This window comes from Streptomyces sp. NPDC046887 (assembly GCF_040644755.1).
Taxonomy (GTDB): domain Bacteria; phylum Actinomycetota; class Actinomycetes; order Streptomycetales; family Streptomycetaceae; genus Streptomyces; species Streptomyces lichenis.
Window position 1 is genome coordinate 131,309 of record NZ_JBEYXH010000004.1, and the last position, 25,984, is coordinate 157,292.

General features: G+C 73.3%; 23 protein-coding genes, 1 tRNA gene and 1 pseudogene. 15 read left to right on the plus strand and 10 right to left on the minus strand.

Annotated elements, in window-relative coordinates:
- Window positions 1-172: 172 nt before the first annotated feature.
- Window positions 173-730 (minus strand): CGNR zinc finger domain-containing protein, encoded by a 558-nt coding sequence (locus ABZ945_RS06570; protein ID WP_361264905.1) that lies wholly within the window; start codon window positions 728-730, stop codon window positions 173-175.
- A gap of 78 nt (window positions 731-808) precedes the next feature.
- On the opposite strand from ABZ945_RS06570, the gene ABZ945_RS06575 reads away from it, so the two are divergent.
- Both ABZ945_RS06575 and ABZ945_RS06580 read left to right on the plus strand, forming a co-directional pair.
- A complete protein-coding gene (locus ABZ945_RS06575) occupies window positions 809-2,266 on the plus strand; it encodes an MFS transporter (protein ID WP_361264908.1) in 1,458 nt (485 codons plus the stop codon).
- 52 nt (window positions 2,267-2,318) lie between these two features.
- The gene (locus tag ABZ945_RS06580; RefSeq protein WP_361264911.1) at window positions 2,319-3,440 is read left to right on the plus strand and encodes an epoxide hydrolase family protein; all 1,122 of its coding nucleotides are present in this window, start codon (window positions 2,319-2,321) and stop codon (window positions 3,438-3,440) included.
- A 422-nt stretch (window positions 3,441-3,862) separates the two neighbouring features.
- Here ABZ945_RS06580 and ABZ945_RS06585 read toward each other — a convergent pair whose 3' ends face one another.
- Window positions 3,863-4,279: an ATP-binding protein gene (locus ABZ945_RS06585; RefSeq protein WP_361264914.1), complete on the minus strand. Its 417-nt coding sequence runs from the start codon at window positions 4,277-4,279 to the stop codon at window positions 3,863-3,865.
- 161 nt (window positions 4,280-4,440) lie between these two features.
- On the opposite strand from ABZ945_RS06585, the gene ABZ945_RS06590 reads away from it, so the two are divergent.
- On the plus strand, window positions 4,441-5,574 hold the full coding sequence (locus tag ABZ945_RS06590) for a helix-turn-helix transcriptional regulator (protein WP_361264917.1): 1,134 nt from the start codon (window positions 4,441-4,443) through the stop codon (window positions 5,572-5,574).
- Window positions 5,575-5,867: 293 nt separating this feature from the next.
- On the opposite strand, the gene ABZ945_RS06595 is transcribed toward ABZ945_RS06590, so the two are convergent.
- A complete protein-coding gene (locus ABZ945_RS06595; RefSeq protein WP_361264920.1) occupies window positions 5,868-8,057 on the minus strand; it encodes a hypothetical protein in 2,190 nt (729 codons plus the stop codon).
- Window positions 8,058-8,678: 621 nt separating this feature from the next.
- Between ABZ945_RS06595 and ABZ945_RS06600 the strand changes: the two genes are divergently transcribed.
- Both ABZ945_RS06600 and ABZ945_RS06605 read left to right on the plus strand, forming a co-directional pair.
- Window positions 8,679-9,011, plus strand: coding sequence for a hypothetical protein (locus tag ABZ945_RS06600; RefSeq protein ID WP_361264923.1), 333 nt, complete (start codon window positions 8,679-8,681; stop codon window positions 9,009-9,011).
- Between the two features lie 29 nt (window positions 9,012-9,040).
- Entirely contained in the window at window positions 9,041-9,538 is a 498-nt protein-coding gene (locus ABZ945_RS06605; RefSeq protein ID WP_361265279.1) for a tyrosine-type recombinase/integrase, read from the plus strand.
- A gap of 97 nt (window positions 9,539-9,635) precedes the next feature.
- Here the strand turns inward: ABZ945_RS06605 and ABZ945_RS06610 are convergent.
- Window positions 9,636-9,709: transfer RNA gene (locus ABZ945_RS06610), tRNA-Pro, on the minus strand.
- Window positions 9,710-9,823: 114 nt separating this feature from the next.
- On the opposite strand from ABZ945_RS06610, the gene ABZ945_RS06615 reads away from it, so the two are divergent.
- The gene (locus ABZ945_RS06615) at window positions 9,824-10,318 is read left to right on the plus strand and encodes a DUF309 domain-containing protein (protein ID WP_361264926.1); all 495 of its coding nucleotides are present in this window, start codon (window positions 9,824-9,826) and stop codon (window positions 10,316-10,318) included.
- Between the two features lie 75 nt (window positions 10,319-10,393).
- Here the strand turns inward: ABZ945_RS06615 and ABZ945_RS06620 are convergent, their stop codons facing one another.
- On the minus strand, window positions 10,394-11,044 hold the full coding sequence (locus ABZ945_RS06620) for a TetR/AcrR family transcriptional regulator (protein ID WP_361264929.1): 651 nt from the start codon (window positions 11,042-11,044) through the stop codon (window positions 10,394-10,396).
- A 214-nt stretch (window positions 11,045-11,258) separates the two neighbouring features.
- Between ABZ945_RS06620 and ABZ945_RS06625 the strand changes: the two genes are divergently transcribed.
- Complete coding sequence (locus tag ABZ945_RS06625; protein WP_361264932.1) at window positions 11,259-12,125, plus strand: phosphatase PAP2 family protein; 867 nt, start codon at window positions 11,259-11,261, stop codon at window positions 12,123-12,125.
- Window positions 12,122-13,201 carry a DMT family transporter gene (locus tag ABZ945_RS06630; protein WP_361264935.1) on the plus strand — a complete coding sequence of 360 codons (1,080 nt, stop codon included), beginning with the start codon at window positions 12,122-12,124 and terminating at the stop codon, window positions 13,199-13,201. Before ABZ945_RS06625 ends, ABZ945_RS06630 begins: the two co-directional genes overlap by 4 nt.
- Here ABZ945_RS06630 and ABZ945_RS06635 read toward each other — a convergent pair.
- Entirely contained in the window at window positions 13,123-14,484 is a 1,362-nt protein-coding gene (locus tag ABZ945_RS06635) for an alpha-lytic protease prodomain-containing protein (protein ID WP_361264938.1), read from the minus strand. The two genes, ABZ945_RS06630 and ABZ945_RS06635, sit on opposite strands and share 79 nt — an antisense overlap.
- Window positions 14,485-14,778: 294 nt before the next feature.
- Here ABZ945_RS06635 and ABZ945_RS06640 point away from each other — a divergent pair, with 294 nt between their 5' ends.
- Entirely contained in the window at window positions 14,779-15,006 is a 228-nt protein-coding gene (locus tag ABZ945_RS06640) for a hypothetical protein (RefSeq protein ID WP_361264941.1), read from the plus strand.
- A 205-nt stretch (window positions 15,007-15,211) separates the two neighbouring features.
- Window positions 15,212-16,153 carry a carbohydrate kinase gene (locus ABZ945_RS06645; protein WP_361264944.1) on the plus strand — a complete coding sequence of 314 codons (942 nt, stop codon included), beginning with the start codon at window positions 15,212-15,214 and terminating at the stop codon, window positions 16,151-16,153.
- Here ABZ945_RS06645 and ABZ945_RS06650 read toward each other — a convergent pair.
- Window positions 16,146-18,317, minus strand: a complete 2,172-nt coding sequence (locus tag ABZ945_RS06650) for an FUSC family protein (protein WP_361264947.1) — start codon at window positions 18,315-18,317, stop codon at window positions 16,146-16,148. The two genes, ABZ945_RS06645 and ABZ945_RS06650, sit on opposite strands and share 8 nt — an antisense overlap.
- 219 nt (window positions 18,318-18,536) lie before the next feature.
- Window positions 18,537-18,941 carry a DUF5997 family protein gene (locus ABZ945_RS06655; RefSeq protein ID WP_361264950.1) on the minus strand — a complete coding sequence of 135 codons (405 nt, stop codon included), beginning with the start codon at window positions 18,939-18,941 and terminating at the stop codon, window positions 18,537-18,539.
- A 60-nt stretch (window positions 18,942-19,001) separates the two neighbouring features.
- Between ABZ945_RS06655 and ABZ945_RS06660 the strand changes: the two genes are divergently transcribed.
- From ABZ945_RS06660 to ABZ945_RS06670, 3 genes are all read left to right on the plus strand, one after another.
- Window positions 19,002-19,850: a LysR family transcriptional regulator substrate-binding protein gene (locus ABZ945_RS06660; RefSeq protein WP_361264953.1), complete on the plus strand. Its 849-nt coding sequence runs from the start codon at window positions 19,002-19,004 to the stop codon at window positions 19,848-19,850.
- Window positions 19,851-20,097: 247 nt separating this feature from the next.
- The gene (locus ABZ945_RS06665) at window positions 20,098-20,586 is read left to right on the plus strand and encodes a peptidylprolyl isomerase (protein WP_361264956.1); all 489 of its coding nucleotides are present in this window, start codon (window positions 20,098-20,100) and stop codon (window positions 20,584-20,586) included.
- Window positions 20,583-21,158, plus strand: a complete 576-nt coding sequence (locus ABZ945_RS06670; protein WP_361265282.1) for a thioredoxin domain-containing protein — start codon at window positions 20,583-20,585, stop codon at window positions 21,156-21,158. Before ABZ945_RS06665 ends, ABZ945_RS06670 begins: the two co-directional genes overlap by 4 nt.
- A gap of 253 nt (window positions 21,159-21,411) precedes the next feature.
- On the opposite strand, the gene ABZ945_RS06675 is transcribed toward ABZ945_RS06670, so the two are convergent.
- Complete coding sequence (locus tag ABZ945_RS06675; protein WP_361264959.1) at window positions 21,412-22,014, minus strand: TetR/AcrR family transcriptional regulator; 603 nt, start codon at window positions 22,012-22,014, stop codon at window positions 21,412-21,414.
- 91 nt (window positions 22,015-22,105) lie between these two features.
- Between ABZ945_RS06675 and ABZ945_RS06680 the strand changes: the two genes are divergently transcribed.
- Entirely contained in the window at window positions 22,106-22,888 is a 783-nt protein-coding gene (locus ABZ945_RS06680) for an MBL fold metallo-hydrolase (RefSeq protein WP_361264962.1), read from the plus strand.
- Window positions 22,889-23,203: 315 nt separating this feature from the next.
- On the opposite strand, the pseudogene ABZ945_RS06685 reads toward ABZ945_RS06680, so the two are convergent.
- Window positions 23,204-23,323 (minus strand): annotated as a pseudogene (locus ABZ945_RS06685) (Imm49 family immunity protein); the annotation flags it as partial.
- A 377-nt stretch (window positions 23,324-23,700) separates the two neighbouring features.
- On the opposite strand from ABZ945_RS06685, the gene ABZ945_RS06690 reads away from it, so the two are divergent.
- Complete coding sequence (locus ABZ945_RS06690) at window positions 23,701-25,761, plus strand: BTAD domain-containing putative transcriptional regulator (protein ID WP_361264965.1); 2,061 nt, start codon at window positions 23,701-23,703, stop codon at window positions 25,759-25,761.
- The last annotated feature ends 223 nt before the right edge of the window (window positions 25,762-25,984 follow it).

Genomic DNA, 25,984 nt, shown 5'->3' on the forward strand with positions numbered 1-25,984 from the left:
CCGGGCCGCCCTGTCGAGATATTCCCGCAGGTGTCCGCATAGTGGGAACGGGTGTTGCAAGGATGTGAACACGCCGCTCACCAGGAGCTGTTCACCCCGTACCGGACTCCCGCGTCGGGCGCCGGGACCGGCCGGCAGGACAGCCGAGAGTGCGCGATTGCGGTGTCGGCGCTCAACGGGGGCTGCGCCGGCTCCGGTAGGCCGCGACGCTGGCCCGGTGTGCGCAGGTTCGGGTGCAGTACTGCTTCGAGCCATTGCGCGAGAGGTCCACGAAAGTGGCCCGGCAGGTCGGCCCGGCGCAGACGCCGAGACGAGCGGGACCGAGCGTGGCGATCACGGAGGCCAGTGCGCTGAGCGTGGTCGCGGCAAGGTGCGCCGCCCAGCGGTCGGTGTCGGAGGTCACCTCGGTCCACCAGCGATCGCCTTCACGGCGCAGTACCGGGGTGGCGCGGCTGCGGCGCAGACCGTCGTTGATCAGAGCCATGGCCTCGGCCCCGTCCGCGTTCGCCCGTTCGAGCACCGTGCGCACCGTCTCGCGCACCGCGCGGACTTCCGCGAGGTCGGCGCCCGTGAGACGCCGCGGACCGGCCCCTTGGTCCGCGGCCGCACCCGGAGGCTCGGCCTCGGGATGGTCGTCCAGGAAGCCCCGGAGCTGCTCCACGGTCTCCAGGGCGTCCTCTCCCTTGATCGGCCTCAGGGTGTTGGCCAGGTCGACGGCTGTCTGGACCACCGATGGGCTGTAATACGCATCCCGCATTTGACGTGTCTCCTCACTCCCTCGTAACGTTACACGCAAGGGAGGATTAGCATGTCACAACGCACGCGGCAGGTGACGACGAAGCAGACGATCCCGCCTGGTGGGCGCCCGGCACCGGAGCGAACCGACGCCCCGAGCGGGCGCCGGCTGGGGCTGACTCTGGGGATGCTGGTGCTGCCGATGTACGTGGCACTGGGAGCGCCGTCGGTGGCCCTGCCGGCCATCGGCCGCGCACTCGGGGTGCCGTTCGGGGCCACCGCGTGGATTCTCGCCGCCTGGTCGTTGACCTCCGCGCTCGCGATGCCGGTCGCCGGTCGGCTGCTGGTCCGCTACAACCCCTTCCAGGTCCTCGTCGCCGGGGTCGTGGCGCTCGCCGCGGGCTCCGTGCTCGCCGCTGCCGGACCGACACTGTCCGTCGTGATCGTCGGCCGACTGATCGGCGGCGCCGGGGCGGGCGCGACCGTGATCGCCGTCTTCGCCGCGGCCACCGCCCTTCCCGGGCGGCAGCGGATCCGCTCCCTGGGGATCATCGCGGCCGCCAGCGCGACGGCGTCGGGGTGCGGGACACTGCTGGGCGGAGCGGTGACCGCATGGCTCGGGTGGCGTGCCGTGCTCGCGATCCCGGTCCTCGCACTACCCCTCCTGCTGGCCGCATGGCCCAGCAGGCACGCACTGACGCGGAGCGGTAGCAGTAACGGTGAGCGGAACGGCTCGACCGGACGACTCGACATCGTCGGCGCGGCCCTGCTGTCGGTATCCGCCGGCTCCTTGATCACCTTGCTGCAGGCACACTCGGTCGGCCTGCCCGTTTCGGTCACACTCGCCGTGGCCGCCGCCGGGGCGCTCGCCGCCGTGGGACTGCGGTGGCGCGTGCGAAGCACCCCCGACGGGTTCGTGCCCCGGCGGGTGATCGCATCCCGCGGCTTCCTGGCGGCCGGGCTCATCGGCGGGACCGTCTTCGCCGGCTACTACGGGGTGCTGTTCCGCGCCCCGTACCTGATCGAGCAGGCCACCGGCGGTGGCCCGCTGGAAGCCGGCGTCCTCCTGGTCCCGGCCGCCGCCCTTTCGCTGGTGGCCGGGCGGCTGGTCCCCACCGTGACCGACCGGTTCACCGGCTGGCAGGTGTCGGCCGGGCTTGCGGCACTCACCGTCATCGGCGTGCTCGTGGTCGCGATCTCCACCGGGCCGATCCTGATCGTCCTCGGCACCGCGTTGACCGTGTGTGGGTTCGCCGGCGCCCAAGCCGTACTGGTGGGCCTCGCGCCGGACCTGGTCGCCGCGGACGACCGCGACACCGCACAGGGGCTGCTGAACTTCATGAACGCCCTGGGTGGCGGGATCGGTCCGGCCGCTGTCGCGGGTCTGTCCGGCATCGTGCCGGTGCCGGTGGCCCTCGCCGTGCTCGCGGCACTCCCCCTGGCCGGTCTCGTCCTCAGCCTGACCCGGCGCCCTGCCGCCGACCGCCACCCCGAACCCGACCCCGACGCCACGCCTAAGAGCCCGCGATGACGGGTCACCCGCACCCGCTCCCCTCACACCGTGACCAGTAAGGAGCCTTGCCATGCCCGCCAGGCCGTTCGAGGTCAGCATCACCGAAGCCGAGATCGCGGACCTGCGTGAACGACTGCGCCGGACCCGGTGGCCCGAGCGCGAGCCGGTGGACGACTGGTCGCAGGGTCTGCCACTGGCGTACGCGCAGGAGCTGTGCCGCAGCTGGTCCGAGGAGTACGACTTCGGGTTCGCCGAGCGGCTGAACGCGTTTCCGCAGTACCGCGACACGATCGACGGGCTGGGCATCCACTTCCTGCACGTCCGCTCCCCGGAGCCGGACGCGTTCCCGCTGGTGCTCACGCACGGGTGGCCGGGTTCGGTGCTGGAGTTCCTGAAGGTCCTCGGCCCGCTGACCGACCCGCGCGCACACGGCGGTGACCCGGCGGACGCGTTCCACGTGGTCGCGCCGTCCTTGCCCGGGTACGGCTGGAGTGACAAGCCGACGACGACCGGGTGGGGCATCACGCGCACCGCGCGCGCCTGGGACACCTTGATGGTCTCGCTCGGTTATCAGCGGTACGGCGCGCAGGGCGGTGACTGGGGTTCAGCGGTGTCAGGGGCGCTGGGCGAGGTGGCGCCCGAGCGGGTGGCCGGCGTGCACCTGAACCTGGGATCCGTGGCGGCGGGCACCTTCGACGACCCGACGCCCGCGGAGCTGGCAAATCTCCAGGCCGAACAGGAAATGCGGCGCACCGGCCGGGGGTACTCGGCGCTCCAGGCCACCCGGCCGCAGACGCTCGGCTACGGTCTCACCGACTCCCCGGCGGGGCAGGCCGCCTGGATCGCCGAGAAGTTCTGGGCGTGGACGGACAACGACGGCCATCCCGAGGACGCGTTGTCGCGGCAGACGATCCTCGACGAGATCTCGGTCTACTGGTTCACCGCCTCGGCCACGTCGTCGGCGCGCCTGTACTGGGAGAGCTTCGCCCACTTCCGGGACAAGGTGACCGCGCCCTCCGGGCTGTCGGTCTACCCGCGCGACATCACCCGCCCGTCGAGGCGGGAGGCCGAGCTGCGGTTCACCGACCTGCGCTGGTTCGAGGAGCTGCCGCATGGCGGCCACTTCGCCGCGCTGGAGCAGCCGGAGTCGCTGGTGGAGCAGGTCCGCGGGTTCTTCCGCCTGTTCCGCTGACGGTCCGCACCAAGAACGATCAAGGGCCACGACTCTCACAAGTCGGGACGACAGGATTTGAACCTGCGACCCTCGACCCCCAGTGAACGAAACACCGTCCAGGGGGTCTCGTGGAGCCCGGGAGACGCGGAACCGTCCAGGTCAGGGCCGTCATCTCCAGGGGAGTGCACCGAGTCTGTGAGATCTGTGTGAGACGAGGGTGAGACGGCGAAGCCCCGGCGCGGTGGAGTTCACCGGCCGGGGCTTCGCCGCGTCCTGAGGCGGTCAGTCCTGCTCGTCGCCCTCGGAATCTCCGCCGCCGACGGGCGGCCCGGGTTCAGCAGGGGCTGTACTGATCCGCAGGCACCCGTCCGCACCGAACAGCTCGATCAACTGAGACAGATGGGCGCGCGCCGCGCTGCGGCCGGGGGCTTCTCCCGTGGTCACCCGCGCCCCTCCAGGTCCGCCCACACAATTTTGCCCCAGCGCCGCATGTCCGTCCCCCAGTCGGCCGCCATCACCGCCACGAGGGCCAGACCGCGTCCGCCCTCCTCGTCGTCCTTCGGCGTACGCAGCTCGGGCCGCACGTGGGAGAAGTCCGCCACGGCCACACGGACCGTGCGCGGCGCGGTGCGCTCCACCACCACGCGAATGGACTCTCGCCGGGCATGCCGCACGGCATTGGCCACCAGCTCGGACACGATCAGCGTCCCGTCCTCGGCCAAGTCGTCCAGCGCCCAGACAGCACAGGCGGTACGCAGCAGACGCCGGGCGGCGGCTGCACTCTCGGGCTGCCTCGGCAGCTTCTCGCTGTACCCCGGGTGCCCAACCCGGCAAGCCCGGATTGTAAGTTGCGGCATGTCGGTCTGCTTCCTTCAGATCGGCCAGCCCCGGGGCCGTTCGCGCGGTCGCCGGGGCGCTTCGCGTTCAGGTAACCGGCGTCCCCGATCGGTGGGAGGGGCCGCGCGGGGGGCCAGGGGAGGGGCCAGCGGCGAGTAGCTTGGTAGCAGGGAGGCACCACGTGAACGACCAAGCGAAACGCGCTCAGTTCGGCGCGCACCTGGCGAGCCTGCGCAGAGGTGCGGGCCTCTCGCAGCGCTCCCTGGCACTCCGGCTGTGTGCCGTCGCCGGGATCACCACCCTGACGCGCAACGAGGTCTCCCGGTGGGAACGCGGTGGGCGCATCCCGGACGCGTGGCTGCCCCCGCTCGCGCAGGTGCTCGGGGTGCCGCTGGATGACCTGGACGGGCAGGCTGCGCGAGCCCGGGGGGAGGCTGAGCCGCCGGGCTGCGCCATCCGCGAGCCGGACACGTACGCGCAGGACGCCGTGGGGTGGCTGCTCGCGCACGACAACCGCCACGGCGGGGACCACGTGGCGGACGCGGCCGTGCAGGTGTGGGAGGCGGAGCGCGGCCGGATCACCGGCGAGGACAAGCAGCACCTCGCTCAGGTGGCGGAGATCGGGGAGGTAGCCGGGTGGCTGCTCCACGACGCCGCCCGGTTTCGCGAGGCACGCGCCACGCTCGCGGAGGCGCACACTCTGGCCCGGCTCGCCGGGGACGCCCCGCTGGAGTGGTTCATCCTGGATCTGATCGCCATGATCGACGTGCACACCGGCCGCGCCGGTGAGGCCATGGCAATCACGGACGAGATGCTGACCGGCCGCGAGGTAACCGGCCGCGTAGCGCTCATGGCCCGCGTACGCCGCGCGCGAAGCCTCGCGCAGGCGGGAGACCGGTGCCGCGCCCTGGATGCGCTGGAGCGGGCCACAGGGGCGCTCCAGGACTCGATACAGTCCAACGACCCTGCGTTCACGTGGTGGATCGACACCACGGAAGTGGAGCTGCACACCGGTGAGGCGCTGCTGAGCCTTGGAGACCCGCGTGCGGCGCTGCCTCACCTCCAGCGCAGTTCGGCGGCCTCGGGCGGCGGGGGCCGCCGGGAGTTCGGCAACGTGCTTGCGGAGCTGACCGCCCTCGTGCGGCTGGGGGCGTGGCGAGAGGCCGAGGCACCGCTGCTCCGGCTCGAACCGATCTTGCGCGCGGTCACGTCGTCGCGGACCCGCGTCCGTCTACGGTCCACGCTGCGCGCCATCGGCCGGGACGCCCCGGCGTGGCTCGCGGATACGGCCCGCGAGGTCGCAGCAGCCGGGTAGGCCGTTTGCACGCCAGGAAGCCGCAGCCCCTACCCGCTGTGGCTTCCTGGCGTTCAGGCGGCGGGGAGTTCGGGCCGCCCCTCGGTGGCCATGCCCCGCAGGGGACCGGCCATCACCTCGGGCACGCGGGCGCGCTGCGCGACCGTCAGCTCTAAGGCGTCCAGAGCCCGGTTCTCCGCCTCGTACATGATGTTCGGTCGGAGGCCCCACTGCGGCCGACCGGGGAGATCCTCATCAGTGCCGCGTGGCTCCCCGCCTGCTCGCAAACGGGCGGGGAGCCAGGAGGAAGAGGGTCAGGACGAATCGGCGCATCGCAGCTTCTCGGCTCGGCGTCGTTGCTCTCGGACAGCCTCACGCCAGGGCCAGTGGCCTTCCACACCCCAGCCCTCACGGCTCCCGGGTTCCCAGTCAGCGAGCTCTTCCAGCTGGTTGACGACGGCCTCGATGTCGACCGGAGCTCGGTGTGGCCGACTGTCGTCCAGCTGCCTGGTGATGTCGTGCAGGCTGTGCGCTGCCCGGTAGTACGAGAGCTGGGTGTCGGTCAGTCGGCGTACGGCGTAGCCGCCGCACTTGCTGCACCAGTCGAAGTCGTCACGGGCCAGCAGATCGGCCACCGACAGGAGGTCGTCGCTCGCAGCAACGCCCCGCTCCCGTGTATGCCGGCACAGCGGCGAGTGGCCCTTGCCCTCCAGCCGCGGGTCCGCGTTCGTGGTGTAGATCTGAGCGTGGCGGAGCACGCCGAGAGGAAGACCGCTGCCGCTGCGCCAGCGGTCGCTGTTGGGCGGGCGGAATGGGGCGAGGTCAAGCCGAGCAGGCGCGAGGAGGCCTTCCCAAACGGCTGGGGGCAGGGTTGCGGAGCGGCCCGTGTCGAGGGTTCGCAGATCGGAGACGCCGCGTGCCATGGCAAGCAGGCGCAGGTTGTGCTCCTTGGCCCGGTCCCCGTGTGGCCAGCGCACCGCGTCCTGGGCTCCGGCCGTGAGGCTAAAGGCGGCGCCGAACCCAGGCTGCCGTGCGTCGCTTGGGTCTGACGTGTCTGGCGCGAGGGCGACTTGCTTGACCCACGGGCTGATCACGCTGCTCGGGAGGTCCGAAGCGCTGGCCACGATGACCCCGGTCCAGCCCTGGGCCAGTCTCCGCTCGATGGCGTCGAGAGACAGGACTTCGGCGCCGCCGCTCGTCGAGAAGACGATGCACAGCTGGTCGACCGCGTACGAGTAGACACGCAGGGCCCGGAGGTGCGCCAGCGTGACGGGCTGGCGGGTGAAGACCTCGGAATCGTCAAAGATCCCGGGGCGGAGGGTATCGGCCTGTTCCCGGACATCGACCTCGATTGGTGCGTCTTCGGTGCCGCCCGGGACACAAGTGATGCCGCCCGACATGGCTAGGAGCCGGTCGGCAACGAGTGCAGGGACCTTCAGAGTCAGGATTCCGCGGCTCCAGTCGGCATGGACGGCCCAGGTCACCAGCACGCCCGTGGTCCACGGATCCATGCCCTTGAGGATGTCCGCCACGCCCTCACCCGGGCGCGCAGGCTCCTCCTCGCGCTCCGGTAGACGTGCCGTGATGAACAGCGTCGGTTCCATGACCGTCGACTCGGCTACTGCCCGGGCTTTCTCCTCCCAGGACCGAATCAGACGGGCGGCACCGGCCAGGGCTTCGTCGTGCCCCTTCTTGTTGGGCCTGATGTCCCGTACTAGGTGGTAGCGAACGATCTCCCGTGAGTCCGGTCCTTCCCACCCTCGCTCGGCGTCGTACTGCCACCGCCTCCAGAGCGCGCTCAGCCCGGCGGAGATCTTCTTGCAGTCGCCGAGCACCGCGAAGGCCGGGTCGTCAGCCGGCAACTGAGGCACCTCCAGTGCCGCAGCGGCAGCAGCGACGACAAGCCCTGCCGGATCCACGAAGAGAGCCGCCTGCTCCCGCAGAGTGGCGAGGTAGTTCTCCTTCACAACCACCTTCGGCCTTGCCCAGTCCGTGAGCCATCGGAAGTGAGCGATGACAGCCTGTGACCGGTATAGGCTCTCGGCTGCGTGACGCCAGCGGGACAAGACCCGGTCCTGGAGCTCCTCGGCTTCCCGGCGCGCCTCCCACCGGCTGTCGTCGTCATCTTCTTCCGGATCCGGTTTCGCGCGCAGGAGCTCGGCTGCGGCTCGTACTTCTTCCTGGGTCCAGTACACGTCCTCATCCGGCCCTGCATAGGCCTGCAGTTGGTGGAGCAGTCCCGTTCCACCGAGTGCGCCCATGAAGATGCCCAGCCCCGTCGTCGGCCGGACGCTCGGCCCCCAGTCCGCGCACCCGGAGCAGAATCTGTCCACGACGGCCGCGTTCAGCGGGACCTCAGCAGTCACTACGTTGGACGTTCGCAGTTGGCCGCACTCCCTGCGGACGTGCAGTTTCGCGTTCTTCCCCTTGGCCGAGTGGACAGTGATCTCAGTCCCTTCGAACGGCCCGAGCGGTACGTCGGTTGTCAGCATGCGGTCGCGCACGTAAGGCCCCCTTCTCGTGTCTCGCGAGCTTACGGCCGAGCAGTGACACCCGCCGATGGACAGAGAGTCTCCATCCCTACGATCGGCCAACTCTCGCGCTCAGTTGTCACTCGGCCGTGGTGGCGGCCATGCCTGCAGCCACACGGTTGACGTCAGTTCGTGGGCTTTTCCAGGCGCCAAGGACCATGGTGGGGTGATGCGCCTTTCGAGTACCCCTCGATCACCTTCTTCAGCTCACGGTTGCCGCCCTAGCGGGGGCATCGATTACCTCACCAACGACGACCCGCAGGCACCCGGCAACTGGCTCTTCGGCGTCTGCGACGCCGGACACCGCCGTCACCCCGGCGCTGTGAGGCCCAGCACTGATCGCCATCGGTATGGACTACTGGCGGCTCTCAAGTGATGACTTTAGCGAGGGCCGTGTCCACTGGGCGCGAGCAGTCAAGTCGATCAACGTGACGGGGTGGGGGCCAGCCCACCCCGCAGCGGCTGCGGGTACCCGTGCCGTCGTCCACGGCCGGGCCTGCTCCACCTGCCACAACGATCTCGTTCGTCGGCGAGGTAGAGGCGCGCCGTCCGCTGCACGCCGAGCAGCTCCATCGGCTCACTTACTCGATCCGGATGATCGCCAATGGCGCGGTGGACCGTACGATCTACCGGTGGATCGCCGACGAGCACAGCCGCTCCACCGTCAAGAACACCATTGCCCTCCTCGTTCGCGTGATGGAGCAAGCCGTTCGAGACGGGCTCATCAAGGTCACCCCTGCCAGGGTCAGCGGTTGGCAACGCCAGTACCAGCTGGTCGAGGACGAACTCAATGACCCGCGAGCGTTGGCCCTGCCAAACTGGGAACCTCTTCAGGCCCTCGCGAAGGCTCTAGTAGTCCGATCACACGGCGAATACCAGGGCTGGGGGGACGTGGTCACCTCGCCGCCTCCACCGCCGCCCGGATAGGCGAGGTCTCCGGAGTCCGCGTAAGGGACATCGACACCTACAACTGGATCTGGACCGTGCGCCGACGGACCACCCCTGCCCCAGGAGGTCTCGTCGACAAGGCGACCAAGGGCAAGCGTGCCCGCACAGTACCCCTCATCGAGGAGGTGCGGCCGATGGTTGCCCAGCGCCTGCTAGCCGTCGGCAACGATCCCGATGCCCGGATCTTCTATGGCCCACGCGGGGGACGCATTTCCACCGCAGTCCTGCGCGACGCCACCCATTGGGACGACGTCGTAACCGAGCTCGGCTTCAAGCACCTCCGGCGACACGACCTCCGCCACACCGGACTGACCTGGTTCGCCGACGCCGGCGTCCCGCTTCATGTGCTCTGCAAGATCGCCGGACACGGTTCGCTGACCACCACCCAGCGCTACCTGCACCCCGACGCTGACCAGATCACGGCAGCGCGTGCCGCATTGTCTGCGCACCTCATGGTGCTCCGTACACCTCGTTCACTGCCACTCACGGCAATGACTGCCGTGTGATCCCCTCAGAGCGGTTTGGTCCCCAACTGGCCCCCAAGAACGATCAAGGGCCGGTTCGGATGTCTCCGAACCGGCCCTGAACCACGACTCTCACAAGTCGGGACGACAGGATTTGAACCTGCGACCCCTTGACCCCCAGTCAAGTGCGCTACCAAGCTGCGCCACGTCCCGATGCGCGCCGACCGGCTGTCCGCCGTGGTGAGCGCGCACGCCAACACTACCTCACCCACCGAGGTGGTTCACGCAGGGCGGCGGTCCGGGGCGGGGGCGGCGGACAATGGCCGGGTGGACAGGACCAGCAGGGACCGGGATGCCGAGGGGCGGGCCCGCAGTGCCCGGCCCCGGGACGGACTCGGGCGGCCGCTGCCGTACGGCGCCCGAGGGGTGGAACGGCAGCCCGAGGGGGTGGAGCGGACCCCGGAGGAGACGGTGCGCGAGGCGCAGCGGCTGCTGGACGCGGGGGCGCCGTTCCACGCCCACGAGGTGTTCGAGGACGCCTGGAAGGGGTGTGCCGAGCGGCGGCCCGGGGAGCGGGAGCTGTGGCGCGGGCTGGCCCAGCTGGCGGTGGGGCTGACCCACGGGGCCCGGGGCAACCTGACGGGCGGGGCCCGGCTGCTGCGGCGCGGCGCCGACCGGATCATCCCGTACCCCTCGCCCTACGGGCTCGATGTGCCCGGGCTGGCGGAGTGGGCGCGGGCGCTGGCGGAACGGCTGGACGACGGCCCGGCCGGCGGGGCGGTGGACCCGGGCGCGGAGGCGCCCTCGCTGACCGGGGGGTAGACCCGCCACGGCGGCGGAGACTCAGGCGCCCTCACCCGCCGGGCACGCGGGCGGTGGCCACCCCTCCCTGGCAGCTCAGACGCCGGGGGCCGCCTCCGGGGCGTCGCCGAGCCCCAGGGCCGGGAGGAGTACCGCCTCCACAAAGGCGGGCAGCGCGTCCTGGTCGGCGAAGCGGTCCTCGAAGAGCCGTTCGACCCGCAGGACGCCCAGGAACGCGGGGGCGACGAAGGCGGCGGCCGGGTTGTCGGCGGTGATCTCGCCCCGTTCGACGCCTCGGCCCAGCATGGCGTCCAGGGCGGCGACCTCCGGGTTGATCACCGTTTCCCGGAGGGCCTGGCGCAGGTCGGGGTGGTGGAGGTAGGCGTGGCCGACCGCTTCCATCAGGGCGGTGTCCCGGCCCCGCCCGTCGCTCGCGGCGCGGGCCGCGGCGCGCAGGTCGCCGGCCAGCGAGCCGGTGTCGACGCCGGTGAACAGGGAGCAGCGGTTGGTGTCCAGCGCGGCGGTGACCAGCTGGGACTTGGTCTTCCACTGGCGGTAGAGGGTGGCCTTGCCGCACTTGGTCCGCGCGGCAACGCCCTCCATGGTGACGGCGTCGTACCCGCGCTCGCGCAGCAGGTCGAGGACCGCGTCGAAGAGCTCCCGCTCCCGCTGGGGGGTGATCTTGCTGCGGCGGGTGAGGGGTGCGGTGGGGGACGGGGTGGTGTCGGTGGCCGTCTGCGTGGACATCGGTCGTCTCCCGTGGGTGCCGCGCCGGGGTGCGTGAGGGGCCCGTCCGGTCCGGGCCCGCTCGTACGAGGGTAGGCGGCGCTCAATCGAGACGCAAACGTTCCGATACGCTTGCGTCTCGATAAGAACGGATCTACGCTTCCGTGGTCCACCCGACCGGTGGACCTCACCTGGCCCCACCGAGGCCGGGTGACCGCACGTCGAAGGGCCGCAGATGGCTGCCGGGTCAGCTCTGAGAGGGGCCGGAGGGATCGGAGGGATCGGAGGGATACGCCGGACGTCGGCGGCTCCCGCACCCCGTACCCGTACCGCCACCGCCCCCGCCCGCCCCGGACCGGCGAAGACCCGCCCCGGACCGGCGGGGACCGGCCGGCCCCCGCTGCTGCGCGAGCTGCTGCTGGTCACCGAGCTGTTCGCGGTCTACAAGCTGGGGCGGCTGCTGGCGAACGGGCACCCCGGGCCGGCCTTCCGCAACGCCGAGGGCGTCTGGCACCTGGAGCGCGCCCTCCACCTCCCCGGCGAGGGCCTGGTCCAGCGGGTGCTGCTGCGCGACGAGACCGCGGTGCACCTGGCCAACACGTACTACGCGGCCGTCCACTTCCCCGCCACCCTGGCCTTCCTGGTCTGGCTCTACTGGCGGCGGCCGGCCCACTACCTCTGGGCCCGGCAGGCGCTGGCCCTGCTGACCGCGGGCGCGCTGGCGCTCCATCTGCTCCTGCCGCTGGCCCCGCCGCGGCTGCTGGCCTCCACCCACCTGGTGGACACCGCGCTGCGCTACGGCCCCTCGGTGTACGGCGCCGCCCCGGAGACCGACTCGCTGGCCAACCAGTTCGCGGCCATGCCCTCGCTCCATGTGGGCTGGGCGCTGATGGTGGCCGTCGGTGTCATCGCGGCCACCCGCGGCCGGCTGCGGTGGCTGTGGCTGCTGCACCCGCTGCTCACCCTGCTGGTGGTGGTCGGCACGGCCAACCACTACTGGCTGGACGCGCTGGCCGCCGCGGTGCTGCTCGGCGGCGCGCTGCTGGTGCTCCGCGCGGCCGGGGCCCGGGCGGTCCCGGCACCGAGGGCGGTGCCGGCATGAGGGCGCTGGTGTTCGCGGTGGTGCTGTCGCTGGCCTCCGCAGCGGGATACGCGCTGGGTGCGGTGGTCCAGTCCCGCCTGGCCGCCGTACGGGCCGCCGGGGATCCGGCCGGGCACGGGCTGCTCCGGCAGCCGCTGTGGTGGTGGGCGGTGGGCCTCAACGGCCTGGGCGCGCTGCTGCATGTGGCGGCGCTGCACTACGGCCCGCTCACCCTGGTCCAGCCGCTGGGCGCGCTGACCCTGGTCGCCGCCCTGCCGCTCGGCGCCGCCTACGAGCGGCGGCGGGTGGGCCGGGCGGAGTGGCGGGGTGCGCTCTGGACGCTGGGCGGGCTGCTGGCCCTGGTGTCCGTGGTGGGCCCGGCCGCGCCCGGTGAGGCGCTGTCGACGGCCGAGGCGCTGGTCGTCGGGGCGGCGACCGCGCTGCTCATCGCCGCGCTGCTGCGGGGCCGGCCGACGGGGCGGGGGCGGCTGCGGTACGCCAGTGCCGCCGGGGTCGCCTCCGGGGTGGCCTCCGCGCTGACGCCCACGGTGACGGTCGCGCTGACCCGCGCCCTGCCCGGCGGGCCGGTGCCCTGGTGGCAGACGGTGGCGGTGGGCGGCCTGGTGACGGTCTTCGCGACCGGGGGCATGCTGCTGTCCCAGCTCGCGTTCCGGGACGGACTCGCCGCCCCGCTGGCCGTGGTCAACCTCGCCAATCCGGCCGCCGCGGCGATCATCGGGGTGGCGCTGCTGGGCGAGACCTTCCGGGCGGGCCCGGTCGGCTGGCTGGTGGCGGCGGCCGCCGCGGTCGTGGCCGGGCGCGGGGTGCTGCTGCTGGCCGCGGGCTGCGGCGGTACGGGGATGGAGACGGCGGCCGAGGGGCGGCGGAGGCGGGCGCGTCCGGCCCGGTCCCGGGGCACCCCGACGCGGACGGCGAACCGGCCGCCGTCTGAAGGGAACGGCGGCCGGCGAGCGCATGAGCCGTCAGGCGCGCTGCAGGAGGGCTGGACTGCGAGCCGTCAGGCGTGCTGCCAGAGGGCCGGGCTGGCCGAGGGGCCCCGGCCGGACTGGGCCTGGTGCGGCTGGAGGCAGCGGTAGGAGGCGCCGTCGTAGGTGACCTGGTCGCCGGTGTCGTACACCTTGCCCGCCGCCCAGGTGCCCGCCTTGCCGGTGTCCCCGGCGTCCGGCGCACCGGTCTTCAGGGTGAGCCCGAACTCCTTGAGGATCGGGTTGACCGGCTGGTGGTACGTGGTGCCGCCGGAGACGCAGTCCCCGGAGCCGCCCGAGGTGACCCCCTGGGCCTGCGCCCCGGAGATGTAGGAGCCGCCCGAGTCGCCGGGCTCCGCGCACACCGTGGTGCGGGTCAGCCCGCGGACCGTGCCCTCCAGGTAGGAGACGCTGGTGTCGTGCTGCTCGACGGTGCCGCAGTGCCAGCCGGTGGTGGAGCCCGAGCGGCAGACCGAGGCCCCCACCAGGGCCTCGGTGGAGCCGCTGACCTCGACGTTCGCCCCGCCCTGGCCCTTGACGTACGGGGTGGCGGTCCAGTCGGCGTTCGCCTCGACCCAGGCCATGTCCTTGCCCGGGAAGGTGGACGCCTGGAAGCTGCCCTGGGCGACCTTGTTGAACCCGGTCGTGGCGTCGCCCGCGCTGCCGCAGTGCCCCGCGGTGACAAAGCCCTGGCGGCTGCCGGCGACCACGGAGAAGCCGATCGAGCAGCGCCCGCCGCCGATGTGGAAGGCGTCGCCGCCGCGCAGGTCGTACAGGGCGCGCGGGCGCTCCTTGACGGCCACGGTCCGCACCAGGCTCCGGTCCACCCCGGCGGCGTCGAGCAGCACCTCGGCGGCGGCCGCCCGGGTGGCCTCCACGGTGACGGTGTTGGTGCGCGGGTCCACGTACCAGACGGGCGCCTCGGCGGTCTTGGTCCGCGCCGACTGCCGGTCCAGCCGGGCCTTGGCGGACTCCAGCGCGGCCAGCCCGTGGCGCACCACCCTGGTCTCGGCACCGGCCGCCTTGATGGTGGCGGAGTCGGTGGCGTCGGTAGTGGCGACGGTCAGCGTGGCCGCGGTCTGCCCGCTCACCCACGCCCCGGCGTAGCGGCTGCCCAGCGCGTTGCGCAACCGGCCCGCTCGGGCGCCAGCGTCGGCCTCGTTGCGCAGCCGGGCGCGGGCCTGCTCGTCGGTCAGCCCCAGATCGCGCCGCAGGGCGTCCAGCACTCCGGGGGCGGCCCCGTCGGTGTCGGCGGGACCGCTCACGGAGGGAGCCGAGGCCGGGACGGTCGCTGCGGGCGGGTCGGCCGGTGCGGCGCCGGCCGGCTGGGCCAGTGCGAACGCGCCGACCGCCGACAGGGCGGTGCACGCGGCCAGGGCGTGTCTGTGGAGCATCGGGTGATCACCTCGGTTCGGATGGGGACTGCGAACCTGAGGTGTTTCCGCCGGTACGTCCCGCGATGTGCGTTCACCGGTTCTTCGGCTCGACCGAGGCGCGGGCACCGGCCATGCGGCGTAACAGCGCACCGCCTCGTGACGCCCGATCCGGCGATGGACATGCCTTCGAAGGCGGAGCACCCAACACCCCCGGGCCGGGTCGGGCGTTACCCCGGCGGACGGGCGCCATCTTCACCCGTCCGCCGGGTACACGGGGCACACCAGCCCGATTGTCGCGAAGGAGGCCCGTCCGTGGGTGACATCCTGCTTGCCCTCTCGATCCCGCTCATCGTGTGCGCCTCCGGGTTGTACGCCCTCGCGGAGACCTGGTGGCTGCGGCGCCACCCGCAGGCCGGAGCAGGCGACGGCCGGCACCGGACACCGGTGGTGGTACGAGAGGCGGAGGCCGTGGTCGCCGAGGCGTACGAGCGTCTGGGCGGCCTGTACGAGGCCCGCCAGGTCCGCCCCGCCGGAAGCTGACCGGGGCCCGGAGCCGCGACCGAAGAACCCCGTCGGCACCGAGCCCGGGACCGGGACCCCGGCGGGGTCCGCACCGCCCGCCCGCCGTACGCTCGGCCCCGGCCCCGCGAAGCAGAGCCACCGCAGCGAAGGGCCACCGCAGCCAAGGGCCGGCCGCCGAAGGGAAGTCCGCTGCCCGACGTCCGCCTCCGGGAAAGGCCTCAGCATGATCGTCTCCGCCGGTGAAGCCCTGATCGACCTGGTACCCGAGGGGCCGGTCGCGGACGGGCTGCCCGCACTGCTGCCCAAGCGCGGCGGCGGCCCGTACAACACCGCGATCGCCCTGGCCCGGCTCGGCTCACGAACCGCCTTCTGCTCACGGATCTCCACCGACCAGTTCGGCGAGGCGCTGCTGGCCGGACTGGCCGCCGACGGCGTGGACACCTCCCTGGTCCAGCGCGGGCCGGAGCCGACCACCCTCGCGGTCACCGAGATCGCCGCCTCGGGCGCGGCCGCGTACCGCTTCCATGCCGAGGGCACCGCGGACCGGCTGTTCGCCCTGCCCGGCGCGCTGCCCGCCGAGGCCCGGGCGATCGTCTTCGGCACCTGCTCGCTGATCCTCGAACCGGGGGCGAGCGCCTACGAGGAGCTGCTGCACCGGGAGGCGCGGCGGGGGCTGTTCACCGCGCTGGACCCCAATGTGCGGCCGGGGTTGATCCCCGACGCGGGCGCCTACCGGGCCCGCTTCCGCTCCTGGCTGCCGTCGGTGACCCTGCTCAAGCTCTCCGACCAGGACGCCGCCTGGCTGGCCGGGTCCGAGGATGTGGACACCGCCGTCGAGGGGTGGCTGGCGGCCGGTCCGTACGCGGTGGTGGTCACCCGCGGCACCGACGGGCTGACCGTGCTGGACCGCACCGGCGGGCGGTTCGACGTCCCCGGGCAGCGGGTGCCCGTGCTGGACACCATCGGCGCCGGCGACACGGTGAACGCCGCCCTGCTGCACCGGCTCGACCACCATGGCGCGCTCGACCCCGCTCCGGCGCTGGATCGGGAACGGTGGCTGGACGTCCTCGGGTACGCGGCCCGGGCGGCCGCCGTCACCTGCACCCGGGCCGGCGCGGAGCCGCCGTATGCCTCCGAACTGGCCGCCGACGCCGGGGTCAGTTAGCGGCGGCGGGCGGGGCCCGTAGCAGCTCCGCGTCATGGTCCAGCACGCTCAGCCACTGCTGGAGGTCGACCAGCTCCGGCACCGCGCGGACCAGTGCGGCACGGTGCGGCGGTACGGGGACCCCGTCGGGAACCGCGGCACCGGCGGCGACCGCCGCCTCGGCGGTCAGCGTCCCCGCCAGCCCCGCCGCCTGGGCGGACACCCGCGCCCGGTCCTGCTCGGCGAGGGCCTCCGGCCGCGGAGCGTCGTAGAGCGGCAGCCAGTAGCCGCCGTTCAGGGTGTGCTGGCCCACCATGAGCGCCGCGTGCCAGTCGACCGGATCGCCGCCGCGGCCGGCCGAGGGCTCGGTGAGGTACTGGGCGTACGCCCGCTGGGCCAGCTCCGCCGCATGCGCCGCGGCCTGCCCGCGCTCCCCCACCCCGTCCTTCACCCCCTCCGGCCCCGAGCCGCGACCGCGCACCAACAACGCGGTGACCGAGGTGACCAAGGAGCCGCTCTCCCTCAGCAACCGGGCGATGGCGGCGCCCAGTTCGTGCCGGGCGCCGCGCGGCCAGGCGAGCAGCCCGCAGACCAGCCCGACCACACTCCCGGTGAGCACATCCAGCGCCCGGACCTCGTCCAGCTGCCAGGTCGCCGGGGCGAGCTGGGCGAAGACCACCGACACCAGCAGGGTGAACAGGCCCTGCGCCCAGGCCAGCCCCAGCAGCGGGCCGAGGGTGAAGGCCAGCAGCATCAGCGGCGGGAGGATCACGGCGTACGCGATGGTCGCCGGCCCGAGCACGGTCAGCAGCGCCGCCGCGACCAGCGCCCCGGCCAGGGTGCCGGCCAGCGCCTGGGCCACCGCCCGGAAGGTCTGCACCGCCGTGGTCCGCAGCAGGGTGAGCACCGCGAGCAGCACCCAGAAGCCGTGGGCCAGGTCGAACGCCCCGGCCACCAGCCGGGCGGCGGCCAGTCCGACGGCCACCCGCACGGCGTTCTGGAGGAGGACGGAGCGCGGGGTGAGATGGCCGAGCACGCGCCGGGCCCAGAGCCGGGGCGCGGGCGTCCCCGCGTACCAGAACAGCGCCCGGGGCTCCACCGGCTCCGGCAGCCGGCCGGCCAGCGCCACCCGTACGGCGACCTGGAGGTTGCGCGCCGACTCGGCCGCCGCCAGCACCGCCGCCCGTACCTGGGCGTCCTCGCTCCGCCCGCCCGGGGGCCCCTCCCCCCGCCGCACCTCCTGGAACTGCCAAATCGCCGGATGCAGCCGATCCGGCCCCGGGTCCCGCCCCTCCCCCAGGGCCGCCGCGGTCTCCTCGCAGGCCTCCGCGACCCGGCCGAGGAGCCCCACCGAGAGCGGGTCGGCCCCGGCGCGGGCGGCCACCGCGGGCGCCGGCCGCCCCAGCTGGTGCAGCAGCGTCCGGGCGGAGGCCCCGGCATGGGCGTAGGCCCGATCCGCCCGCGAGGGCGAGGCGGGCCGCTCCCCCGCCGGCAGCAGATCCGGCCGCAACCCGTCCGCGGCGGCCCGGACCTCGGCCGGGGACGGGGCGGGCGTGTCATCGGCCGGGTGTGCGTCAGGCGCGAGGTCATCCGGGCCCCTGGCGGCGGGCCCGGGCGGGCCCTCGGCCAGCCGGGTGGCAAGTCGGGCGGCCGTACGGGCGGCATGGGCCAGCCGGGCCGGGTAGCCGGGCTCCCTGTCCTCCTCCGACAGCCATCGCTCGGCGCAGGCGAGCAGCACCATGCCGAGGGTGAGCCCGGCGAGGCGGTCGGTGAGCTGCCCGGGCGCGAAGGGCGGGAAGCAGGCCAGGATGTAGCAGAGTTGCAGACCCGGGGCCGGTCCGGAGGCCCGAGGGCCGGCGACGGCGCCGAAGAAGGTGAGCGCGAAGCCGACGGCCAGCATGCCCAGCACCGCCGACCAGGTCCGGGCGGCGAGCAGGGTGCCCAGCGCGGTGAGCAGCAGACCGACCGGCAGGGCCGCGAGCACCGTGGCAGCCCGCACCCGCCCCGAGCCGGCCACCCGGGAGAGCGCACCGAGGGCGATCGCCCCGAAAAGCGCGTAGACCGCCATGACCGGCCGGTCCAGCCCATAGCGGCACAGATAGAAACCGGCCGAGACGGCCAGGGTGATCCGCACCGCCTTGCGCACGGCCGCGCCGCGCTCCGCCCGCAGGTCAGACGAAGGCACGGGCCGCATGGGACACACCGGGCGCACCCGGCGTCATCCGATCTCGCTCCACGGCCATGCCCCAGCCACCTCCGGCCCGGTGGTCACGGCGGCGGCTCGACCGCCCCCGTCCGTCCCGTCCAGGGTAGAACCGCTCCCGGCCGCCCGGCAGCACGAACGGGGCGGGACGGTAGGCCCGGAGCGGGACGGCGACACCTACACCGGGTCAGTCAGACCGGGTCAGTCGCGGGCGGCGGCGTCCTTGGCGGCGCGCTTCTCCTTGAGCTCCTTGAGGCGGACGGCCTCCTTGCGGACCTCCGCCTGGGTGGCGCGCTCCTTGGCGAGCCACTCGGGGTCCTCCTGCTTCAGCGCCTCGATCTGCTCGGTGGTGAGGGGTTCGGTGACCCCGCCGCGGGCCAGTCCGGCGATGGAGATCCCCAGCTTCGCCGCGACCACCGGGCGCGGGTGCGGTCCGTCGCGCCGCAGGTCGCGCAGCCAGGCGGGCGGGTCGGCCTGCAGGGCGTTGAACTGCTCGCGCGAGACGGTGCCCTCGCGGAACTCGGCGGGGGTGGCCTCCAGGTACACACCCAGCTTCTTCGCCGCGGTCGCGGGCTTCATGGTCTGGGTGGTCTTGCTTGACGTCATGGGCTCCAGGCTACCCGGGCGAGCGCGCGGGTTTGTCCGGCGCCCGGGTAGCCTGGCCCGGTGACAGGCTCGGAAGCTTCCCCCTCGTTCCGCCTCGCCTACGTTCCCGGCGTGACACCCGCCAAGTGGGTGCGGATCTGGCGGGAGCGGCAGCCGGACGTCCCGCTGGAACTGGCGCAAAGCGCCAACGCGGAGACGCCGGACCTGCTGCGCCGGGCGGAGGCCGACGCCGGCCTGCTGCGGCTGCCCTGCGACCGCGACGGGCTGAGCGCCATCCCGCTCTACACCGAGACGACCGTGGTCGTGGTGCCCAAGGACCATCTGGTGGCGGCGGTCGAGGGGGTCTCGCTGGCGGATCTGGCCGACGAGGTGCTGTTCCACCCGCTGGACGACGTCTTCGACTGGGAGCGCCCGCCCGGCCGCCCGGCGATCGAGCGGCCCGCCACCACCGCGGACGCGATCGAGCTGGTGGCCGCCGGGGTGGGGCTGCTCGTGGTGCCCCAGTCGCTGGCCCGGCTGCACCACCGCAGGGACCTGACCTACCGGCCGGTGGTGGACGCCCCGCAGTCGCGGGTGGCCCTGTCCTGGCCCGAGGAGCGGACCACCGACCTGGTCGAGGACTTCATCGGCATCGTCCGCGGCCGGACCGTCAACAGCAGCCGGGGCCGCCGCCCGGAGCCGGCCGCCGGACGACGGGACGGCGCACCGTCGGGCGGCAAGGGCCAGGACACGCCGCGAGGCGGCCGGGGAGCGTCGGCCGCCGGGGGCTCGCGCGGCGCCAAGGCTTCCGGTGGCGCCAAGAGCTCGGGCCGGGGCACCGGCGGGGCGAGGAACACCGGGGGCGGCCGCCGTGGGACGGCCGGGCGGCCCGGTGGCGGCGGCCGCGGCAAGCCCCGGGGCCGCGGCTAGCCGTCCGGCCGCCGGGACGGAGGAGCGTGCCCGTGCCGCGGGCAGCCGTCCGACGAATCCCGCGCCTCGCGCCGTACGGTGCCCCGCACGCGCCCGAGCCTCGGCACGGCCCGGGCCACGGCCGCCGCACACCCGGGCCGGCCCGACTGGTGGCCCCCGGCGGTCGCGCGCCACCCCGCTGGAGTAGGCTGCCCTCTGCCCTGTCGACCGTTACCCGCGCGCCCGAGCCGCGCCGAGTGGAGTAGTCATGACCGACGTCCGCCTTTCGACGACGATGGGTGACATCGTCCTTTCCCTTGACGAGGCCAAGGCTCCGAAGTCGGTCGCGAACTTCCTCACGTACCTCAACAGCGGCCACTACGCGGGCACCGTGTTCCACCGCGTGATCAGCGGCTTCATGATCCAGGGCGGCGGTATGGACACCGACATGCGCCAGAAGCCCGCCCCGCACCGGGTGGAGAACGAGGCCCGCAACGGCCTGAAGAACCTCAAGTACACCGTGGCGATGGCCCGCACCTCGGACCCGCATTCGGCGAGCTCGCAGTTCTTCATCAACACGGTCGACAACGCCTTCCTCGACTACCCGGGCCAGGACGGCTGGGGCTACGCGGTCTTCGGCCAGGTCATCGAGGGCCATGACGTCGTGGACCGGATCGCCAAGGTCCCGACGGGTGCCCAGGACGTGCCCCGCGAGCAGGTCGCCATCACCGCCGCCGAGGTCGTCCCCGCGGCCTGACCGGCCCCCGATACCGGTTCAGCGTCGAACGGCCCGGGGCGAGTGCGTCACGCACTCGCCCCGGGCCGTTCGGTCGTCCGCGGCGACGACGGTCCGGCTGTACGAGGGACGGGTCGAAGAGGGCGGTCAACGCCCTGCGCGCGGCGCTGAACGAAGGCACGTTCACCGAGTACCACGCGGTGGCGTTCGCGAACATGGCCAAGAGCGAGCAGGTGGGCGGCCACACCACGGCCCCACTGCTGGAACCGGCCAACCAGGTGGCGGGGTTGCGGGGTGAGTCCTTCGACTCCGCTGTGACGACGATGAAGTACCGCGACGTCGTCACCGCCTCGGAGAATGCCCACAAGGCAGCCGGCGGTGACAACCCGCGCGGACCCGGCACCCCTACCGTCGTCGTCAACGGCCGGCAGGTCACCGAAAACCAGTCCAGCTCGCTGTTCGACCAGGAGTGGTCCGACCACCGCCTCACCTCAGCCGGCGGCCGGCCACGGACCCGTTGGTACGCCGGCGGCACCGTCCAGGGGATGCGGTCACCCAGCCCGGCTCGCTTCCGCCGAGCCCACTCGCCATGACCCGCTGACCCCGGTCGGGCACGCCGGTCGCCGACCGGCTCGGTGAGCCCATGGCCGTGCGGCGCCTCTCCGCGGTTCGCGCCCTTGTTGCTGAAACTGGTCTGGCGCATGAGTTCCGCGCCGCCGCACTGGTTCAGCGCGCTGCCCGGCGGGAGGCCGAGGAGATCATCGTTCACGGCGCCAGTAGCGATTGGGCACACCACCACGACCTCCGTGGCCGTTGTCCAGCAGGACCGCACCACCTGTCGTGCTGTCAGGGCTGGCTCAGCGCCCGTTCGATCGCGAGGCGGGCCCGGCCCGCGGCCGCGCGGTCGTGCTGGAGTTGCATGGCGGCGTTCAGTGCCAGCCCGGCGGCGACGATCTCGAAAAGGGCCTGGTCGACGTCGAACCCTTCCGGCAGTTCGGCGTTTTCCACCGCCGCGGTCAGATCCGCCCGCAACTGTTCCTGCCAGCGCGACCACACCTCGGCCACCGCCTCGCGGACCCGGCCGGGGCGGCCGTCGTACTCCGTGAGCGCCGCGGTCATCAGACAGCCGCCGGGCAGCAGTGGCGCTTCCAGGTAGTCCACGGAGTTGGCGCACACCGCGCGCAGCCGCCGCAGGCCCGGGGGTTCACCCAGTGCGGGCTCGACCACCCGATGCCAGAAGTCCACGAACGCCTTGTCCAGCGTGGAGATCTGCAGCGACTCCTTGGTGCCGAAGTGCTTGTGCACGCCGGACTTGCTCATCTCCAGTACCTCGGCGAGCCGACCGATGGTAATGCCGTCCAACCCTTCCTCGGAAGCGATCTCAGCGGCACGACTGAGAATCCGGCCCCTGGTGGCCTGCGCTTCGGCTACTGAGCGGCGTGGCGACATACGACGATCATAGCGTACGGCCGTCCGCTATATTTTAGAGAACGTTCGTACGCTAAGTTGTGCGGCATCACCGAGAGCAGGGAGTAGTCAGATGCGAGTGCGACGGCTGGGCTGGGCGGGACTGGAGATCGAGGCCGATGGCAAGCGGTTGGTGATCGACTACGTGCGGGACCTCTCGCCGCTGTTCACCGGATGGAAGCCCGGCAGATCGCTGGCGGCACCGACCGGGAAGGTCGATACCGCGCTGGTCACCCACCTGCACCGCGATCACACCGACGCGCCCGCGCTCGCGGAGGTGCTGACACCGGGGGCGCCGGTGCTGCGGCCGGCTCCCGGTCATGGTGATGACGTGGACAACGTGACGACGTTGCTGGCGGAAAGCGAGCTGACCGCGCACGGACTGGCGACGACCGTCGTCGACGTCTGGTCCACCCATGAGATCGGGCCGTTCCGTGTCACCGCCGTTCCGGCCGTGGACGGGCTGGGCGACCCACAGGTGAACTGGGTGGTGGAGGCCGACGGACAGAAGCTCTTCCACGGCGGCGACACCATGTTCCACGGGTACTGGTGGCTCATCGCGCGCCGGTTCAGCCCGTTCCACGCGGCGTTCCTGCCCGCCAACGGGCCCGTCGTCGACGCGCCGCATCTGCAGCCACCGAGCCCGGTCCTTGCCGCGCTGGACCCGAGGCAGGCGGCTGCGGCGGCGGAGATCCTCGACGCCCGGTACGTGGTACCGATCCACTACGAACCGGAGCAGCCGGACAAGATCGCGGGCTACGTCGAAGTCTCCGACCCGGAGAAGGAACTGCGCAAGCACGCCGGACCACGCGCACGCGTGCTGGCCATCGGCGAATGGCTGGACCTGACCACATGACCGGACCGCGCTGACGGGCCGAGTCGCGGCGAGGTGCCCCTGGGCGTGGGGGCTGAAGCCGCTACGGAGAAGGGGAGCCGGCGTCCGGGGAGAGTCGCGGTCACTACCGGCCTCCCTCCCCCGGGCGCTGGAGAATCCGGCCCCCTCCGACGGACGAGTCGGGCCTGGCTCCCGACGGACAGCACAGCAGGGTCCTCCGCTACGGCAAGGGTGGACCCGCGCGGGGGCCGCGCTCGGTGGCCACTGGTCGCGAGTCGGGCTCCGCTTTGATGTCAGCCGGGGTCAGGCACACGACGGCTTGCGGTCGGCGTGTTCGTCGGCGCGGTCGGCGACTCGGCAGTAGTCGCGGTGGGCTTCGAGCGCGTCGGCCAGAGCCAAGTTGAAGCTCTCCTCATCGCCCTCCACGAGCTGCGACAGCAGCACGGCCGGCGGCATGAGCCGGGTTGCCCGCCTTGGCACCCTGGCACCGCCACCGACGTAGACGTACTCGCCGTCGGGCCCGGTCGGTCATGCAGGCCGGGAGCGTCTTCCAGACGTCGTCGATGGCCTTGCCCGGGTGCAGGCTGCACGTTCGCAGCGCACCAGGGATCGGTCACCGCCTGGCATGGGTGAAAATGGCTGATCAGGGGCCTCCTGTCGGAGGGGCGGTGAGACTCGGCGCCGGCACGGTGCAAGAACTCTCCACCCCGCACCGGCGTGTGGGGCCCCCGCCATGCTCCGCTCCTTCTCGTGTGGGGGGACACGGGAGGAGGGGGCGGCCGTGACCGGGCCGTCCCCGACCGGTGGGGCAGTACGACTCGAGGGGGCACGACATGACCACTGGGACCGACACACCGCGATTCGCGCTGCTCGATCGGCTGCGCGGCTGGCGCGGGGAGCGGGAACTCGATCTGGGCTCACGCCAGCAACAGACCCTGCTGGCGCTGCTGCTGGCCCGGCAGGGCGCGCGGGTACCGGTGGCGACGCTGGTGGCCGCCGTGTGGGGCGAGGATCCGCCGGCGCGGGCCGTCGGCACCCTGCGGACCTATGTGTCGCGGCTGCGCAAACTGCTGGAGCCGCCGGATGCCACGGCGGAAGGTGCACCGCGTACACCGCGGTTGCTGGTGTCGGAGCGCGGCGGGTACGCGCTGCGCGTCCCCGCGGAGGCGGTGGACCTGGGCCGGTTCCAGCGGGACGTGGCCTCCGCCGACCGCGCCCGGGCCGCGGGGCGGCCGGCGGAGGCGCGGGACCTGCTGCGCGCCGCGCTGGACCTGTGGGGCGACGAGCCGCTGGCCGGGCTGGCCGGGCCGGGCATCGAGGAGGAGCGGTCCCGGCTGGTAGCGCGCCGACTGGACGCGCTGGAGGCGCGGTTGGAGCTGGAGGTGGAACTGGGCGGGCACGCGGCCGTCCTGGGCGAGCTCCGTGAACTGGCCGAGCGCCATCCGCTGCGGGAGCGCCTGGCGGCCCTGCTGATGCGGGCCCTGGTACTGAACGGCCGGGAGGGGCAGGCGCTGGCGGTGTTCGACCGCACCCGGCGCATGCTGGCGGCGGAGTTCGGCCTCGACCCCGGCCGCCATATGTCCGCGCTGGCTGAGGGCATCACCCGCGCCGGCTACCCGGCCGGCCCTGGTCCCGCCGCCGGCTTCGGCCCAGCGGGCGGCGCACGGTGCGGAACGCCTGCCGAGGCGTGGGCGGCGGTGGACGGAGCGGGCTGCCCGGGGACGGCGACCGGTGCGGCGGACACGCCCTCCGGAGGCGACGGACCGCCACCCGGTGCGGACGGCACCGCGCCGCCGCCGACCCGGCTTCCGCGTCCGGCACAACTGCCGCGCGACATCGCGGACTTCACCGGACGGTCCGAGGAGGTCCGCTCCGTGGTGGACGGGCTGACCGCCGGCTCCGGCTATGCGGCGCCGGTGGTGGTGGTCTCGGGCACCACCGGGGTGGGCAAGAGCACGCTGGCCGTGCACGCCGCCCACCGGGTGTGCGACGCCTTCCCCGACGGCCAGTTGTACGCGGACCTGCGCGGGCCCGACGAGGTCCCGAAGGACCCGGTGGCCGTGCTGAGTTCCTTCCTCCGCTCGCTCGCCTCCCCCGGGCGGCGGCTTCCCGAGGACCTGGCCGACCTGGTCGCGCTCTACCGCTCCGAACTGGCCGCCCGCCGGGTGTTAGTCCTGCTGGACAACGTGGCCGACACCGCCGCCCTTGGCCCGCTGCTGCCGGGCGGTCAGGGCTGCGCCGCGCTCGTCACGGCCGGCACCCGGCTCACCGCGCTGGCCGGCGCCCACCACGTCCATCTGGGCGTGCTCCCCCGCGCGGAGGCGCTCGGCTGGCTGGAGACGGCCCTCGGGGCGGAGCGGGTGGCGGCCGAGCCACTGGCCTGCGCACAGCTCGTCGACCGGTGCGCCGGGCTGCCCCTGGCCCTGCGGGTCGCGATCGCCCGACTGGCGACCCGGCCGTCGTGGGCGGTCGCGGCGGTCACGGCGGAACTGACGGACCGACACGGGCTGTCCCGGCTGGCGCTCGCCGAGCTGTCGGTCGAGGGGGCCCTGCGCCGGGACTACACGCGACTACCGGAGCGGCTGCGATCGGTGTTCGCCCGGGTGGCCCTGGCCCGGGAACCCGACGGCCGGTTCGGCCCGCTGGCGGTCGCACCGGTCCTCGGGGTCGGCTCGCACCAGGCGCGCGAACTGTGCGAGCAGCTCGTGGACCTGAGCTGGCTGGAGTCTCCCACCCCCGGCCGGTACCACGTCCACGCGCTGCTGCGGGAGTTCGCCGTGACGGTCCGATGGGAGGACGCCCCGCCGCCCGCCCGCGCCGACCTGCCCGCCACACCGCTGTTCCCCCCGGACCCGCCGGTCCGCCACAACGCCGGCGACGGCATCGCCTCCTGACGTCGGCATCACCGTCGCACGGCACGGTACGGCGTCGCACGGCACAGCACGGCGTCGGACGGTGGCATCGCCCTCCGACGGCACGGCATCGCCGTCGGGCGGCGGCACCACCTTCCGCCGGCAGCATCGGCGTGGGACGGCACGGCACGGCTCCGGCGGGCGCAAACAGCCCGGCCCGGGCGCGTTCCGCCCGGGGTGGGCCACGCCGCCCGGGCCGCGCCGC